This is a genomic window from Mycobacterium szulgai (assembly GCF_002116635.1).
In the GTDB taxonomy this organism is placed as follows: Bacteria; Actinomycetota; Actinomycetes; order Mycobacteriales; family Mycobacteriaceae; genus Mycobacterium; species Mycobacterium szulgai.
The window spans coordinates 205,439-220,810 of the sequence record NZ_LQPW01000031.1; the positions used below are offsets into that span (position 1 = coordinate 205,439).

Annotated in this window: 19 protein-coding genes and 3 tRNA genes; 13 read left to right on the top strand and 9 right to left on the bottom strand. The window is 62.7% G+C overall.

Annotation, left to right across the window (positions count from 1 at the left end; genetic code table 11):
- Positions 1-8: 8 nt before the first annotated feature.
- Positions 9-842 carry a hypothetical protein gene (locus tag AWC27_RS08030; protein WP_085670078.1) on the bottom strand — a complete coding sequence of 278 codons (834 nt, stop codon included), beginning with the start codon at positions 840-842 and terminating at the stop codon, positions 9-11.
- 62 nt (positions 843-904) lie between these two features.
- On the bottom strand, positions 905-1,621 hold the full coding sequence (locus AWC27_RS08035; RefSeq protein WP_085669987.1) for an MBL fold metallo-hydrolase: 717 nt from the start codon (positions 1,619-1,621) through the stop codon (positions 905-907).
- Positions 1,622-1,747: 126 nt separating this feature from the next.
- On the opposite strand from AWC27_RS08035, the gene AWC27_RS08040 reads away from it, so the two are divergent.
- The 13 genes from AWC27_RS08040 to AWC27_RS08100 all read left to right on the top strand — a co-directional run bounded on the left by AWC27_RS08040 (position 1,748) and on the right by AWC27_RS08100 (position 8,339).
- A complete protein-coding gene (locus AWC27_RS08040) occupies positions 1,748-1,966 on the top strand; it encodes a type II toxin-antitoxin system VapB family antitoxin (RefSeq protein WP_085669988.1) in 219 nt (72 codons plus the stop codon).
- 109 nt (positions 1,967-2,075) lie between these two features.
- Positions 2,076-2,148 (top strand) — tRNA-Thr (locus AWC27_RS08045).
- A 52-nt stretch (positions 2,149-2,200) separates the two neighbouring features.
- Positions 2,201-2,274, top strand: a tRNA-Met gene (locus AWC27_RS08050).
- A 33-nt stretch (positions 2,275-2,307) separates the two neighbouring features.
- Entirely contained in the window at positions 2,308-2,475 is a 168-nt protein-coding gene (gene rpmG, locus AWC27_RS08055) for a 50S ribosomal protein L33 (RefSeq protein ID WP_083112891.1), read from the top strand.
- A 9-nt stretch (positions 2,476-2,484) separates the two neighbouring features.
- A complete protein-coding gene (gene hadA, locus AWC27_RS08060) occupies positions 2,485-2,964 on the top strand; it encodes a (3R)-hydroxyacyl-ACP dehydratase subunit HadA (protein ID WP_085669989.1) in 480 nt (159 codons plus the stop codon).
- Positions 2,951-3,379, top strand: a complete 429-nt coding sequence (hadB, locus tag AWC27_RS08065) for a (3R)-hydroxyacyl-ACP dehydratase subunit HadB (RefSeq protein WP_085669990.1) — start codon at positions 2,951-2,953, stop codon at positions 3,377-3,379. The genes hadA and hadB overlap by 14 nt, the downstream gene beginning before the upstream one ends.
- A 3-nt stretch (positions 3,380-3,382) precedes the next feature.
- Positions 3,383-3,883, top strand: a complete 501-nt coding sequence (gene hadC, locus AWC27_RS08070; RefSeq protein WP_085669991.1) for a (3R)-hydroxyacyl-ACP dehydratase subunit HadC — start codon at positions 3,383-3,385, stop codon at positions 3,881-3,883.
- Between the two features lie 199 nt (positions 3,884-4,082).
- Positions 4,083-4,155: transfer RNA gene (locus AWC27_RS08075), tRNA-Trp, on the top strand.
- 99 nt (positions 4,156-4,254) lie between these two features.
- A complete protein-coding gene (gene secE / locus AWC27_RS08080) occupies positions 4,255-4,746 on the top strand; it encodes a preprotein translocase subunit SecE (RefSeq protein WP_085669992.1) in 492 nt (163 codons plus the stop codon).
- A 32-nt stretch (positions 4,747-4,778) separates the two neighbouring features.
- Positions 4,779-5,495: a transcription termination/antitermination protein NusG gene (gene nusG / locus AWC27_RS08085; protein WP_085669993.1), complete on the top strand. Its 717-nt coding sequence runs from the start codon at positions 4,779-4,781 to the stop codon at positions 5,493-5,495.
- Positions 5,496-5,536: 41 nt separating this feature from the next.
- On the top strand, positions 5,537-5,968 hold the full coding sequence (gene rplK / locus AWC27_RS08090; RefSeq protein WP_085669994.1) for a 50S ribosomal protein L11: 432 nt from the start codon (positions 5,537-5,539) through the stop codon (positions 5,966-5,968).
- Between the two features lie 75 nt (positions 5,969-6,043).
- Positions 6,044-6,754, top strand: coding sequence for a 50S ribosomal protein L1 (rplA, locus tag AWC27_RS08095; protein WP_083112884.1), 711 nt, complete (start codon positions 6,044-6,046; stop codon positions 6,752-6,754).
- A gap of 160 nt (positions 6,755-6,914) precedes the next feature.
- Positions 6,915-8,339 (top strand): pyridoxal phosphate-dependent aminotransferase, encoded by a 1,425-nt coding sequence (locus AWC27_RS08100; RefSeq protein WP_085669995.1) that lies wholly within the window; start codon positions 6,915-6,917, stop codon positions 8,337-8,339.
- 137 nt (positions 8,340-8,476) lie between these two features.
- Here the strand turns inward: AWC27_RS08100 and AWC27_RS08105 are convergent, their stop codons facing one another.
- The 7 genes from AWC27_RS08105 to AWC27_RS08135 all read right to left on the bottom strand — a co-directional run bounded on the left by AWC27_RS08105 (position 8,477) and on the right by AWC27_RS08135 (position 15,365).
- A complete protein-coding gene (locus AWC27_RS08105) occupies positions 8,477-9,694 on the bottom strand; it encodes an RNA polymerase sigma factor (protein ID WP_085669996.1) in 1,218 nt (405 codons plus the stop codon).
- Between the two features lie 9 nt (positions 9,695-9,703).
- Complete coding sequence (locus tag AWC27_RS08110) at positions 9,704-10,402, bottom strand: YciI family protein (protein WP_085669997.1); 699 nt, start codon at positions 10,400-10,402, stop codon at positions 9,704-9,706.
- 95 nt (positions 10,403-10,497) lie between these two features.
- Complete coding sequence (mmaA4, locus tag AWC27_RS08115) at positions 10,498-11,394, bottom strand: hydroxymycolate synthase MmaA4 (protein WP_085669998.1); 897 nt, start codon at positions 11,392-11,394, stop codon at positions 10,498-10,500.
- A gap of 81 nt (positions 11,395-11,475) precedes the next feature.
- On the bottom strand, positions 11,476-12,357 hold the full coding sequence (locus AWC27_RS08120; RefSeq protein ID WP_085669999.1) for a cyclopropane mycolic acid synthase family methyltransferase: 882 nt from the start codon (positions 12,355-12,357) through the stop codon (positions 11,476-11,478).
- 147 nt (positions 12,358-12,504) lie between these two features.
- Positions 12,505-13,368 carry a cyclopropane mycolic acid synthase MmaA2 gene (gene mmaA2 / locus AWC27_RS08125; protein WP_085670000.1) on the bottom strand — a complete coding sequence of 288 codons (864 nt, stop codon included), beginning with the start codon at positions 13,366-13,368 and terminating at the stop codon, positions 12,505-12,507.
- 158 nt (positions 13,369-13,526) lie between these two features.
- Positions 13,527-14,387 carry a cyclopropane mycolic acid synthase family methyltransferase gene (locus AWC27_RS08130; RefSeq protein ID WP_085670001.1) on the bottom strand — a complete coding sequence of 287 codons (861 nt, stop codon included), beginning with the start codon at positions 14,385-14,387 and terminating at the stop codon, positions 13,527-13,529.
- Between the two features lie 60 nt (positions 14,388-14,447).
- On the bottom strand, positions 14,448-15,365 hold the full coding sequence (locus AWC27_RS08135; RefSeq protein WP_085670002.1) for an alpha/beta fold hydrolase: 918 nt from the start codon (positions 15,363-15,365) through the stop codon (positions 14,448-14,450).
- Positions 15,366-15,372: the final 7 nt, after the last annotated feature.

The window sequence follows — 15,372 nt, forward strand, 5'->3', positions numbered from 1 at the left end:
TTCGATAGTCAGACGCGCTGGCTGCGATGTTTGCCTAGGTCGGCTTCGCCGTCACCCCAGCGCAGGCTGACGTCGGTGGGTTCATCCAGCTGCCGGGTGCGCCATCTGTCCTGTGTTTCGGTCACGGCGCGGTTGATTCGGTCGATCTCGGCGCGAAACACGTCAGGTCGTGTTTCCTTGCTGGCGTAGTGGAAGTAGGTCAGCAGGCTGCGCAGCAGCTCCAGCTTTTGCTTCTCTCGTTTTGCCAGGTCATGGGTTGTCATCAGCTCGATTCGCTGAACCGGCGGCAGGGCGTCCCAATCCAGCACCACTTTGGTCTCCAGCGGACGCCGGTCGCGCTGCCAGAACCGCCAGCCCCGGGGCTGCGCGGGCCGATCGAAGTAGGTCACCGTCCCCTCGAAGCGGGATTCCACGCTGCGTCCGATTTCAGCGCGATCGAGTGCCGAATCCCACACCATCCGCCATTCCTGCCCGGGCGCCAGCGTCGGCAGCTCACGGGGTAGTTGCAGTTCGACGACGTCGGCGTAGCCCTCGGACGCATTCTCGTATTCGGCCACCGTCGGCGGATTCGGGAAAAAGAACCGGACGTCGTAGGCCGCGGTGCGGCCGAAATTGCGGACGACCAGCTCGATCACATGCCAATCGGCGACATGCGGCTCCATCAGCATGCCGACGTAGGGGCGGACCTGTTCGGCGGCCAGTTGCCGGTTGCGCTGAATCTGCCGATTAGTCACGACGAGCGCGACGACACCCAGTGCAATTGCCGCCCATGCCGCCCACGCTAGCCAGGTGCTGGACTCGACGCCGGTGACCCCATTCCAGCTGCCTTGGACCCACCCCATCGAATCCACCCTCCGCTTATACCACAGTGGTTGTGAATGACCTCGGACCCGAACTTAGCCCCTCAGCCGCCCATCAGCATTCGCCACTGATCGAGATTGGCGGCTCGATACACGTAATTGGAACGTTTCACCTCAGAAAGAGCGGCGCTGGGTTCGGCCGAATACCAGTGCCCCGGATACACCGTCGGATCACCGGGCAGCGCGGCCAGCTGCTGCAGGCTCCGGTAGATCTCGTCGGAATCGCCACCGGGGAAATCGGTGCGTCCGCAACCTTCCAGGAACAGCGTGTCCCCGGCCACCAGCCGGCCGTCGAGCAGAAAGCACTGACTGCCCGGAGTATGGCCCGGGGTGTGCAGCAGCTCTATCTCGATATCGCCGATGCTGACCTTGTCGCGGTGCTCGTGGGTGGTCAAGTCCCCGATGGGGATGCCGGTGATCCGCGAAACCCACAGGGCCTCATGGACATTCACGTGTACCGGCACGGTTTTGCGTTCCAGCAACTCGGCTAGCCCTTTGAGTTCGAAACCCATCATCGACCCGCCGACGTGGTCGGGGTGATGGTGGGTCACCAGGACTCCGGACAGGTGCATGCCGTCGGCCTCGAGTGCGTCCATGAGGTCTCCGGCGGCATAGGCCGGATCGACCACCACGGCGTCCCCGGTTTGGCGGTCACCGATCAGGTAGGCGAAATTGCGCATTTGCGCCGCGATCATGTCGTCGGCGGCGAAATCGCGGCCGGAAAGCAGTTGGCGGAAGTACAGCCGGTCCGAATCTGACACGTCACCAGAGTATGGCGCGGCCAGATCCGTCCCAATCTGGCCTACGATCTTGCGCGCCGAGGGGTTACCGGGGGAAAACCTCGCGTATCGTTCGCACCTTTTTTGGGTGCTCGGTATTGTTGGCCCATGCTCAAGAGGGTCGAGCTCCTCGTCGACAATGACCTGCTCCAAGCGGTCATTCGTCGGTACCACCTGGCTGACGCGCGCGAGGCGGTCCACCTTGCTCTCAAAGCGCTCCTCGACGATGTCGATGGCGGCGGAGACGGGTCAGAAGAGGAAGAGTACGACGAGTTCAGCGATCCCAGCGCCTGGCTGCCCCGCCGCAGCAACAGTGACACCGGGTGACACGACGACATTCAGTGAAGCGAGTGGTTTTGTGACGCTGCGGGGCACGCTGTAACCTCTTTTAGGCCCTTAAGAGCGCACCTGCACGACTGGTCGCTACGGGTGAACGGCCCCCTTAGCTCAGTCGGTAGAGCGTTTCCATGGTAAGGAAAAGGTCAACGGTTCGATTCCGTTAGGGGGCTCGGGCGGACGCCGAGCAGGCGGACGGCCCCGCTCCGCAAGGGGTGGGCCAGAGGCGATGTAGCTCAGTCGGTTAGAGCGAACGACTCATAATCGTTAGGTCGCCGGTTCGAGTCCGGCCATCGCTACAACACAACAACGAGACGTATAGAGAGACGGGCATGGCTTCCAGTACCGACGTGCGGCCGAAGATCACTTTGGCATGCGAGGTGTGCAAGCACCGTAACTACATCACCAAGAAGAACCGCCGCAACGATCCCGACCGGCTGGAACTGAAGAAATTCTGCCGCAATTGCGGCAAGCACCAGGCGCACCGCGAAACGAGGTAGGTCTAGACAGTGGCGTTGACCGAAAAAATCGTCGGGATGCATTACCGCTACCCGGACCATTACGAGGTAGAACGCGAGAAGATCCGCGAGTACGCGGTAGCTGTGCAAAACGACGACCCTATTTTTTTCACAGAGGACGCGTCGGCTGAATTGGGCTACGAGGCCCTGGCGGCCCCGCTGACATTCATCAGCGTGTTCGGGTACAAGGCGCAATCGGCGTTCTTTCAGAATGCCAATATCGCGATCCAGGACGCGCAGATCGTCCAGGTTGACCAGACGCTGAGATTTATGCGGCCCATCATTGCCGGTGACAAACTCTACTGCGACGTATACGTGGATTCGGTGCGTGCGGCGCACGGCACCGAGATCATCGTGACCAAGAACATCATCACCAACCAAGCCGGCGAGCTTGTGCAGGAGAGCTACACGACCCTCGCGGGGCGCGCCGGCGACGACGGAGAAGAGGGATTTTCTGATGGCTCTGCGTGAGTTCAGCTCAGTGCAGGTGGGTGACCAGCTTCCGGAGCGGACGTACCCACTGACTCGCCAGGATCTGGTCAACTACGCGGGGGTGTCGGGTGACCTGAACCCGATTCACTGGGACGACGAGATCGCCAAGGTTGTCGGGCTGGACACTGCGATCGCGCATGGGATGCTGACCATGGGTATCGGCGGGGGCTACGTCACTTCGTGGGTGGGTGACCCAGGTGCGGTCACCGAATACAACGTGCGGTTCACCGCGGTGGTACCGGTGCCCAACGACGGCAAGGGCGCCGAGCTGGTTTTCAATGGCCGGGTCAAGTCGGTTGATCCGGCCAGCAAATCGGTGACGATCGCCCTCACTGCCACCACAGGCGGCAAGAAGATCTTCGGCCGGGCCGTCGCGTCGGCGAAGTTGGCTTAGCGGATGGCCCTCAAAATCGATATTCGCGGGATGTCGTGGCGTTATCCCGACTATTTCGAGGTGAGTCGCGAGCAGGTTCGCCAATTCGCGCGGTCGGTCAAATGCGATGATCCGGCCTGTTTCGACGAAGCCGCGGCCGCCGAATTGGGCTATGACAACCTCGTCGCACCCATAACCTTCGTGTCGATCTTCGCCAAACTCGTCCAAGACGATTTCTTTCGGAACGTCGATGTGGGCATGGAAACCATGCAGATCGTCCAGGTCGACCAGAAGTTCGTATACAACAAACCGATGCGTGTCGGCGACAAGCTCTTTGGTCTCATGGAGATCCAGTCGGTAAACGAGCGTTTCGGTGCCGACATCGTCGTCACCAAGAACACCTGCACTAACGAGGATGGCGAGACGATCCTGGTCGCTTACACCACGCTAATGGGCCACGAGGGGGACAATTCCATCCAGCTCAAGTGGGACAAGGAAACCGGCCAGGTCGTCCGAACCGCGTAATTAGTATCTGGCTCCTGCGCCCATGTACACTCGGGCCTCGGGGTTTTCCCAACATCAGCGCGCTTTCCGGGAGTCGAACGAGCGGAGCCGGCGACGGGAGTGAGACGACCGAATCGTCTCGCGTCGGTTCGCGATGCCGAACGGAGAGCGCGTGTGTTGTGTAAGCCGCGAAACGAGAGGGTTGGCCTGCCAACCGCGAAGGGGCGTAGCTCAACTGGCAGAGCAGCGGTCTCCAAAACCGCAGGTTGCAGGTTCAAGTCCTGTCGCCCCTGCTGTAAGGCGCAACGGTATCGTGCCATGGTGGACACTGGGAGTGTTCCCCATCACAGCGGGACGGCTCGCGGGATAGCTAGCGAACAAAGGAGCATGCGGTGAGCGACGAGGGCGACGCTGCCGACGACGCTGCCGCCGGCGGCGGCGACACGCAGGACGACCGCAACAGCGGTGGTCGTACCGCCCTGGTGACCAAGGCGGCGCGGCCGCAACGGCCGTCCGGCAAGCGTTCCCGGCAACGTGCACGCAGCGCCGACGACGACGAGTCGTCGACGGACGAATCGTCGGCCGAAGCCGAGGTAGTCAAGAAAGACTCGGCCAAGAAGGGCACCTCGAAATCAGCCAAAGACAAGGCAGCCGCCAAGTCGAAGAAGGCCGGCAAGCCCGGCACCCGCAGCGTCAACCCGATCGCATTCGTCTACAACTACCTCAAGCAAGTCGTAAGCGAAATGCGGAAGGTGATCTGGCCGTCCCGCAAGCAGATGCTCACCTACACCTCGGTGGTGCTGGTATTCCTGGCCTTCATGGTGGCGCTGGTCGGCGGCACCGATCTGGGCCTGAGCAAGCTCGTGCTGCTGGTGTTCGGCTGAGGTTTACAGAGTTACAGAGAGGACTGAAAACCGTGACTACCTTCGACGGTGACACGTCCGCGGGTGAGGCGGTCGACTTGCAAGATGCGAGTCCCGCCCCGGAGGCAGCGGCCCCGGCCGAAGAGGTCGACCCCGCCGCGGCGCTCAAGGCAGAGCTGCGCAGCAAGCCGGGCGACTGGTATGTCATCCACTCCTACGCGGGCTACGAGAACAAGGTGAAAGCCAACCTCGAGACCCGGGTGCAGAACTTGGATGTCGGCGACTACATCTTCCAGGTGGAAGTACCCACCGAAGAGGTCACCGAGATCAAGAACGGCCAGCGTAAGCAGGTCAACCGCAAGGTGCTGCCGGGCTACATCCTGGTGCGGATGGATCTGACGGACGACTCGTGGGCTGCGGTGCGCAACACTCCCGGCGTGACCGGATTCGTCGGTGCGACCTCGCGCCCGTCGGCGCTCTCGCTCGATGACGTGGTCAAGTTCCTGCTCCCACCGGGCGCAACGAAGAAGGCCGCCAAGGGAACGGCCGCTACCGCTGCGGCCGCCGAGACGGGTGGTCTGGAACGTCCGGTTGTCGAGGTCGACTACGAGGTCGGCGAATCAGTCACGGTCATGGACGGACCGTTTGCCACGTTGCCGGCCACGATCAACGAGGTCAACGGCGAACAGCAGAAGCTCAAGGTGCTGGTCTCCATCTTCGGCCGCGAAACTCCGGTGGAACTGACCTTCAGCCAGGTCTCCAAGATTTAGCCCGCTGGGCACTCAAAAGCAGGAAGGAACATAGACATCTCATGGCCCCGAAGAAGAAGAAAGTCGTTGGGCTGATCAAGCTGCAGATCACGGCGGGCCAGGCCAACCCGGCGCCGCCGGTTGGCCCCGCGCTCGGACAGCACGGCGTCAACATCATGGAGTTCTGCAAGGCGTACAACGCCGCGACGGAAAACCAGCGTGGCAACGTCATCCCGGTGGAGATCACGGTCTATGAGGACCGCAGCTTCACCTTCGCGCTGAAGACTCCGCCGGCCGCCAAGCTGCTGCTCAAGGCCGCCGGCGTGGCCAAGGGCTCGGCCGAGCCGCACAAGACCAAGGTCGCCAAGGTCAGCTGGGATCAGGTCCGCGAGATCGCCGAGACCAAGAAGACCGACCTCAACGCAAACGACATCGACGCCGCAGCCAAGATCATCGCCGGGACCGCTCGGTCGATGGGCATCACGGTCGAATAGCTCGACAGATCAGCAGTGGGAGGGCCAGCTTCGGCCCGTTGCTAACCACGAACCCAACACAGATTGGATATTTCAATGAGCAAAAACAGCAAGGCCTACCGCGCCGCCGCCGAGAAGGTGGACCGGACCAACCTCTACACCCCGTTGCAAGCGGCCAAGCTCGCCAAAGAGACGTCCTCGACCAAGCAGGACGCGACCGTCGAGGTGGCGATCCGGCTCGGAGTGGACCCGCGCAAGGCCGACCAGATGGTCCGCGGCACGGTCAACCTGCCGCACGGCACCGGCAAGACCGCCCGGGTGGCGGTGTTCGCGGTGGGGGAGAAAGCCGATGCTGCCGTCGCTGCGGGAGCCGATATCGTCGGCAGCGATGATCTGATCGAGAAGATCCAGGGCGGGTTCTTGGACTTCGACGCCGCGATCGCCACCCCCGACCAGATGGCCAAGGTAGGCCGCATCGCTCGCGTGCTGGGTCCCCGCGGCCTGATGCCCAACCCCAAGACCGGCACGGTCACCCCCGACGTCGCCAAGGCCATTACCGACATCAAGGGCGGCAAGATCAACTTCCGCGTCGACAAGCAGGCCAACCTGCACTTCGTCATCGGCAAGGCCTCCTTCGACGAGAAGGCGCTGGCCGAGAACTACGGCGCGGCGATCGACGAGGTGCTGCGGCTCAAGCCGTCGGCGTCTAAGGGCCGCTACCTGAAGAAGATCACCGTTTCCACGACGATGGGCCCGGGTATTCCGGTCGATCCTTCGGTCACCCGCAACTTCGCTGCGGGGGAGTGATTTGTGCTCCGCTAATTGAGGGAGAGCGATTAGTCCATCAGCCCCTCCAATTGGCGGAGCGAGATCCATCCATCACATAGGTAGATTCGTCGGCTAACGGCAGCGACGGGCGCCGGAGTTTTCGACCCTAATTTTCGGCTTGGATGGAACTTGCGCTGCGATGACGCAACTTGACGAAGCACTCGAACGATCCGCGGTTCTGGGCTATGGTCCGCATTTGCGCAGCCATATCGAGGCCGCCGCCGACCACTTGCGCAACGATTCGGAAGAGATGCGCAAGTGCTCGCCGGAACAGCTGCTGTACCACGAGTACGTGGAGGCCGGCGCACCGCACGGGCCGGCGCTGTATGCCGTCAAGGGCGAACACTGGAACGGCGTCAGCCCAAAGTTCCTCGAGTTCGTGAATGCCTTCCAGTTCGACCGCGCCACCATGGGGTACGCCGAGTCGGGCTACGGCATCCAGCGCCATCGCAATTTCCTGCGCGCTCTAATCGTCAGAGAGCATGACCTGACCGGACGCGAGCCTGCCGCGGGCCTGGACATCGACGTTGGTTGCCTGGCAATGACGACCCGGATGGCCATGTATGACATGGCGAAAGTGGCGATCCGCCAAGCAAAGGAGAACTTTCCCGGCAAGACTCCGGTGGCGTTGGTGCCGACGCCCGGATGGGACTACCGTGGCATCTTCAAGGATGTCGGCTTCGAAGTAGTGTTTCTGCCGCTGACACCGAAGAACGGCTGGCTGCCCGACCTCGAGGCGTGGGACGCGATCGTGCGTGACACCATCGCCGACGGTACTCGTCATGTCGCCATGGCGGTGACCAACCCGCAGCACAATCCGACCGGCATGCAGTGGCCGGTCACGGTGACGCAATACCTGCTCGAACTGGCCGCACACCACGGCGGCTTCCTGCTGCTCGATGACGCTTACTACTGCGTGCACGACCCCCGCGTGCCTCGGGTGAACCACTTGAAGGCGGTGCTCGATGCATTCGACCGCAACGACGAAGACAACGAGCTCGTCGCTACTGGCATGTTCGATCGCTGGGTGGCCACCCGTCCGTTCGGCAAGCAGTTCTCGTGCAACACGATGGGCGTGGCCGCCATCACTACGTCGCCGAGAATGCTCCGCCAACTCAGCCGCGAATCGTGGATCAACCGGTACCACACGAATACTCACAACGCCGAACTGATGTGCGCATGGCTGGCTACATCCGAGGCGGCCGCCTGGACGATCGAGACCGGCCTCTTCTACACCCGCCAAAAGGAATTGGTGCGGACCCGCCTGAAGGACCGCATGGGCTGGCCGGATGCTGGGCTGTGCGTCGGTCCATCGACTTCCTACATGCTGATCGAAATCCCGAAGGTGTACCAGCGCGCCGAGGGTGGCATCGACTGCTTCCGAGACGACCTGTTCTTTGCGACCGGAACACTGGTGTCGGCGTCGCTGTTCAACCAGACGGCGCCGGTGCCGTTTGTGCGCCTGCATCTCGGCAGCCATCCGAACGTGATCGAGGAATTCCTGCGCCGCTGGCAAGCCGCCGGTCTGCATTACGACATGCCAAAACCGTTCGGCCGCAACTGACGGCCCGGCTGAGCGCGCCGAGCGTGACGCGACAGTCACGTTCGGCGCCGAATACGACTGCAACGTCACGTTCGAGACAGCGAGGAGACGTTCGTGAGGCACGTTGACCGCGGCCTCTGAGCCAGTGCTACCCGCGGCTATCCGCCGCACTCGGCGATGCGCCGCCGCAGAAAGTCGCGGCCCGGCTCGGAGCCGTTGGACTCCAAGGCAATTCGGTACCAGTGGACGGCCTCGGACCGGCGTCCGGCGCGCCGTAGCAGGTCCGCGCGCAGCGACGCCACCAGGTTCGACCGGGACAGCCGAGGATCGTCGGCGACTCCGTCCAGTGCGGTCAGGCCGGCGTCGTATCCATCGCGGAAACCGACCGCCAGCGCGCGATTGGCCAGCACCACCGGCGAGTCCGTCAGCTGCAGCAGCCGGTCATAGGCGGCGCAAATGGTGGTCCAGTCGGTCTGCTCCCACGACGGCGCCGTGGCATGCACTGCGGCGATCACCGCCTGCGGCAGGTACGGGCCGGCCGATCCCTCTGCCTGCCTTAGCCGGTCCAGGCCCCGGGCGATGCGGCCGCGATCCCACCGGCTGCGCTCCTGCTCGTCCAGCGGCACCAACGAACCGGCATCGTCAACGCGGGTCGCTCGCCGCGAATCATGCAGCAACACAAGGGCAGTTAAAGCTTGGGCCTCGAGCTCGTGCGGCATCAGGATGCACAGTTCCCCGGCGAGCCTGACTCCCTCATCGCAGAGTTCGTCCCGGATCGCCGACGGGCCCGCCGTCGACCAGTAACCCTCGGTGAAAACCGAGTAGATACAGCCCAGCACGTGCGGTGTGCGCTCGGGTAACAGCTCGGCCGGCGGTACCCGCAGCGGGATATTGGCATGGCGAATCTTGTTCTTGGCTCGCGTGATTCGCTGACCAACCGCTACCTCGGTCTGTAGCAGTGAACGGGCGATCTCGGCCACGGTCAAACCGGACACCAGCCGCAGGGTAAGTGCCAATTGCGACTGCCGGTCCAGTGCCGGATGCGCGCAGGTGAACATCATTCGCAGTTCGTCGTCGCGGACCGGATGCGGGTCGGTGTGATCGGTACGCGCCCGGATGTCGTCCAGCACGGCGGCTAATTCCCTTCCAGGACGCACGGATTCGCGGCGTAGCCGATCCCGGGCGCGGTTGCGCGCGACCGTTATCAGCCACCCGCCGGGGTGGTCGGGCACCCCGTCACGCGGCCAGCTGCGCAGCGCCTCGGCGCAGGCTTCCTGGACGGCATCCTCGGCGACGGTCAGGTCGCCGGACCACCGCGCGATGGCGGCAACGGCGGGTCCCCACTCTCGGCGAAAGATGCCGTCCAGGTTGGTCATTGGCCCCGACTACAGCCCGGACACCCCAGCCAGTTGCCGCAGCTCCACGGCTGATGCGGGAATCATCGCGGCGATCTTGACGGCCTCGTCGCGGTCGCCCGCCGCCAATAGGTAGAAGCCGCTGGCTACTTCCGCGCCTTCCACGTACGGACCGTCGGTGACGATCGCTTCGCCGTTGCGTACCCGCACCGTGGTAGCCGCGGACCGCTCGTGCAGGGCGGCGCCGCCGATCACGTGGTTGCCCGCGTCGGCCATGAACTCACCGTGGCGCGCCGCCATCGCTTCCCATTCCGGCGTGCCCGGTGTGTGGGCGGATTCGGCTGGTTCCAACAGCAGCGCGAGCCAGTCGTTGCCGGTGAGCTGGCGCGACGGTTCAAACGAGTGGACCGCCGGCCAGATCTCCACGGCACCGTAGCCGGCAACCGGGATGTCACGCGCCAATGCCAATGCCTCGTCGAGGTTTTCGGCTTCGAACACGTAGTAACCGCAGGCCACCTCGGCCGACTCGGCGAAGGGGCCATCGGTGAGTATCGGCGCATCCGGACCGCCGGTGATGCGCACCTCGGTCGCCGTCGGGCTCAGGGCATCACCGGCCCGGATCGCCGAGGCGGCCTTGGCGTGAAAACTCTCGAACGCCGCCATCACCGAACCCCGCTGGTCGGGCGTGAGGTCGTCTTCCTTGCTGATCAGCAGGGCGAAGTACTGCATTGTCGTCACCTCCGGTAGTGAGCGAAACCCCGTGTTCCACTCTCTACCTATCCGACGAACGGCGCGTCCACAATCCGACAGGGGCCGCGAAATATCTAGGCGGCAGCACCCGGTTTGAGGTACGTCACCAGGCTGACGTCGAGCATCTCGTCGGTGAAGTAGTGCTCGCAGCCACGCAGGTACTTCATGTACCGGTCGTAGACCTCTTCGGAGGTGATCTCGATGGCCTTGTCCTTATTGGACTCCAGCGTGTCCCCCCAGATGTGCAAGGTCTTGATGTAGTGCGGCCGCAGCGAAAGGGGTTCGGGGACAATGAAACCGGCCTTTTCGCCGTGTTCGACCATCATCTCCGTCGACGGCAGCCGGCCACCCGGAAAGATCTCGGTGACGATGAACTTGATGAAACGCACCGTGTCGAAGGTGATCCTCTTACCGCGCGCCGCCATTTCATAGGGGTGGTAGCTGACGCTGCTCTGGACGGTCATGCGGCCGTCCTCGGGCATGATGTTGAAACACCTCTTGAAGAAGTCGTCGTAGTTCTCGTGCCCGAAGTGTTCGAATGCCTCGATGGACACGATCCGGTCGACGGGTTCGTTGAAATCTTCCCAGCCGTGCAGCAGCACCCGGCGTGAACGATCGGTGTCGAGTGACTCCAGCACCTGTTGTGATCGCGCGAACTGGTTCTTGGACAGGGTGAGCCCGACGACGTTGACGTCATACTTCTCGACGGCGCGCTTCATGGTGGTGCCCCACCCGCAGCCGATGTCGAGCAGGGTCATGCCCGGCTTGAGATCCAGCTGGTCCAGGTTCAGATCGATCTTGGCGATCTGGGCTTCCTCGAGCGTGAGATCGGGCGGCTCGAAGTAGGCGCAGCTGTAGGTCCGGGTCGGGTCCTGGAACAATGCGAAGAAATCATCGGAGACGTCGTAATGTGCCTGGATGTCTTCGAAGCGCGTCCGCGTCGGCGTGGTGCCGATCGGTTTTTCGACCATAATTGTTGTGTTCTCCTGATGATGTGCGCTAATTAGTCGCACGCGTGACTGCGCCTGGTACCCGTCAGTGACATCGAAAGTCTACTTCTGCAGCGTGAACTGGTGGCAGCCGACGTAGCCGACCCGGAATGATTTGGCGCATCCGGTCAAGTACTTCATGTACCGCTCGTAGACCTCTTCGGATTGAATCGCGATGGCCTCTTCCTTATGCGCCTCCAAGGCCTCGGCCCAAAAGTCGAGTGTTCTGGCGAAGTTCAGCTGCAGCGGATGAACGCGTGCCACGGTGAAACCCGCCTTGGTCGCGTGGTCTTCGACCTTCTCAATCGACGGCAACCGGCCGCCGGGGAAGATCTCGGTGATGATGAACTTGATGAAGCGAGCCATCTCGAACGTCACCGGCATGCCCCGTTCGACGATCTGACCGCCGGTCAAGCCGGTGATCGTGTGCAGCATCCAGACTCCGTCCGGCGGCAAGATGTTGTAGGCCCATTTGAAGAACTCGTCGTAGCGCTGAAATCCGAAATGCTCCAACGCTTCGATGGTGATGATCCGGTCCACCGGCTCGGTGAAGTCCGCCCAGTCGCTCAGCAGGACGCGGTATGAACGGTTCGTGTCCACGTCGGCAAGCAGCTGCTGGCAGTAGGAGTGCTGGTTCTGCGACAGCGTCAGCCCGATGACGTTTACGTCGTACTTCTCCAGGGCGCGTTTCATGGTCGAACCCCAGCCGCAGCCCACGTCGAGCAGGGTCATCCCCGGCTCAAGCCCCAGTTTGCCCAGCGACAGGTCCAACTTGGCGATTTGGGCCTGCTCGAGCGTCATATCCTCGCGTTCGAAGTACGCACAGCTGTAGGTCCGAGTCGGGTCCGTGAACAGCTCGAAGAATTCGTTGGAGATGTCATAGTGCGCTTGGACATCGTCGTACTTCTTGCGCGTGTCCGTTGCGCCCGATGAGTTCTCAGACATATGTCCTCCCAATGGGACAGCACCCCCACGGGGCAACCATCTCCGGCACCCTACACGGACCAGGCCGCAACCCTGGCATTTGCGCTCGGTAGATCCGCACTTTCTGGACCGCCACTCACCTGGTGCGCCCTGGAAGCCGCGCAGCCACTACTTTTCCAGCGTGAACTGGTTGACGTCGATGTAACCGGTGCGGAACGAGTTGGCGCAGCCGGTCAGATACTTCATGTAGCGCTCGTAGACCTCTTCGGACTGGATCTCGATGGCCTCGTCCTTGTGCGCCTCCAGCGCCTCAGCCCACAGGTCGAGCGTCCTGGCGTAATGCGGCTGCAGCGATTGGCGGCGGGTCAGCGTGAAGCCCGCCGTTGCCGAATGCTCTTCGACCATCTCGATCGTCGGCAACCGGCCGCCCGGGAAGATCTCGGTCACGATGAACTTGATGAACCGGGCCATCTCGAAGGTCATCGGCATACCGCGTTCGGCGATCTGCGGACCGGTCAAGCCGGTGATCGTATGCAGCAGCATCACGCCGTCGGCAGGCAGGATGTCGAAGGCGAACTTGAAGAAGTCGTCGTAGCGATCATGGCCGAAGTGTTCGAACGCGCCGATCGACACGATCCGGTCGACCGGCTCGTTGAATTCTTCCCACCCGTTCAGCAGCACCCGCTTGTTCCGGGGGCTCTCCATCTCGTCGAAGGCCTTCTGGACATGAGCCGCCTGGTTCTTGGAAAGGGTCAGCCCGACGACGTTGACGTCATACTTCTCGATCGCCCGCCGCATCGGGGCCCCCCAGCCGCAGCCGACGTCGAGCAACGTCATGCCCGGCTGCAGGCCCAGCTTGCCCAGCGCCAGGTCGATCTTGGCGATCTGGGCCTCCTCCAGCGTCATGTCGTCGCGCTCGAAGTAGGCGCAACTGTAAGTCTGGGTCGGGTCCAGGAACAGGCGGAAGAAGTCGTCAGATAAGTCGTAATGCGCCTGCACATCGTCGAAGTGCGGTGTCAATCCCTGAGCCACGAGGTTGTATTGCCTTTCTGGACCTAGCGGCCCCACAGTGCATGCAACATATAGTCAAGTCCCCCCGCATGCACGTTGCATGCTAGCCGACCTGGCGGCGCATCTCTAAATTGCAAGTCGATTCGCGCAGGTCAGAAGCGGTGCGCTGGAACGGCAGGCTATTTGATGAGGGTGTACTGCGCGACGTTGGACAGACCCTTGCGAAAGAGTCCCGCGCAGCCGGTCAAATAGCGCATGAAGCGGTCGTACACCTCTTCGGACTGAATGGCGATGGCGCTGTCCCGGTTGGCTTGCAAATTGTCCGCCCAGATGTCCAAAGTGCGCGCGTAGTGCGGCCGCAGATATTGGATTTCGTCGACTGAGAACCCGCTGGCCTTCGCGTTGTCGACGATGTCTGATTCGCCGCACATCCCGCCGCCGGGGAAGATCTCGGTCGCAAGGAAGCGAAAGAACCGCAGATCGCTCATCGTCACGGTGATCCCATGGTCGCGCCAGTAGGTCTGCGGATGCGTGAAGATGCTGTGCAGCAGCATCCGGCCGTCGTCGGGAAGAATGTCGTGGGTGCGCTCGAAGAACGTGGCGTACCGCTCTTTTTTGAAGGCGTCGAAAGCCTCGAAGCTGACGATCCGGTCGACCTTCTCGTCGAACTCTTCCCAGCCCTGCAGCCGGGCCTCGGTGTGTCGGCTGGTCGGGATCGCCTCCAGTCGGGCTTTGCTGCGTTGGTAGTGGTTCTTGCTCAGGGTGATGCCGATGACGTTGACGTCGTATTTCTCCACCGCTCGGACCACCGCTCCGCCCCACCCGCACCCGACGTCAAGCACCGTCATTCCGGGCTCGAGGTTCAGCTTGTCGAGGGCAAGGTCCAACTTCGCGATTTGTGCCTCTTCGAGGGTCATGTCGTCGTTCTTGAAGTAGGCGCAGGTGTAAACCATATTCGGGTCCAGGAACAGCGCGAAGAATTCGTCGGAAATGTCGTAGGTCGCCTGTGATTCTTCGTAAAACGGTCTCAGTTCGGCCATTTTCGACAACCTCCTCGCGTCGTGCCGGTCATTCAAGTCCTAGGCTCGCCGAGCGGCCGCTCAGCCGGCCGCGGCGAAATTGGTTTTCAGCTCGCCGATCACTCGATCCCACAGCTGCCTGGGCAGGTCATGGCCCATACCGTCGACCAGCACCAATCGAGCACCGTCGATGGCGCGAGCGACGGCGCGGCCGCCGAACGGCCGCATCAGCTTGTCGGCCCGCCCGTGAATTACCACAGTCGGGGCGACGATTTGACGATCGTAGTGCAGCAGGCTGCCACTGCCCAAAATTGCGCTGAACTGTCGGGCCATGCCCCACGGGTGGAAATTGCGGTCATAGCACTCGGCGGCATCGGCGCGAACCTGCTCGTCGGGTACGCGGTACTGCGGACTGCCGATGATCCTGCTGACGCGTACCGCGTTGTCGAGGATGACGTCTCGCGGTGAATCCGGGGCCGGGCCACTGATGAGCGCAAGCAGGGCACGCGGCGCCGGCGGCGGCAGGAACCTGTGATTGTTGCTGGAGAAGATGACTCCCAGGGTTTTCGTCCGCTCGGCGAATTGAGCCGCGAAGATCTGGGCGATCATGCCGCCCATCGACGCCCCGACGACATGGGCGTGCTCGATCTCGAGATGATCGAGCACGGCCGCGGCGTCGCCGGCCATGTCTTCCAGTGTGTAGGCCGCCTTGCTGGGCAGGCCGAGCCAGGACCGGGCCAATCGGGTGACCAGCGGCTGGGCATCGCGAGTGGGCGGGGTCTTGCTGGACAGTCCGACATCTCGGTTGTCGTAGCGGATGACGCGCAGGCCGTGCCCGACCAGTCGCTCGCAGAAGTCCGTGCGCCAGAGCAGCATCTGGGCGCCCAAGCCCATGATCAGCAGGACGGGCGGGTCATCGAGGTTACCCATGTCCTCGTAGTGCAGCTTGACGTCGCCAGATACTGCTCGGGATATGGCAAAGCCGCTACGAACGTCCAACTAGGCC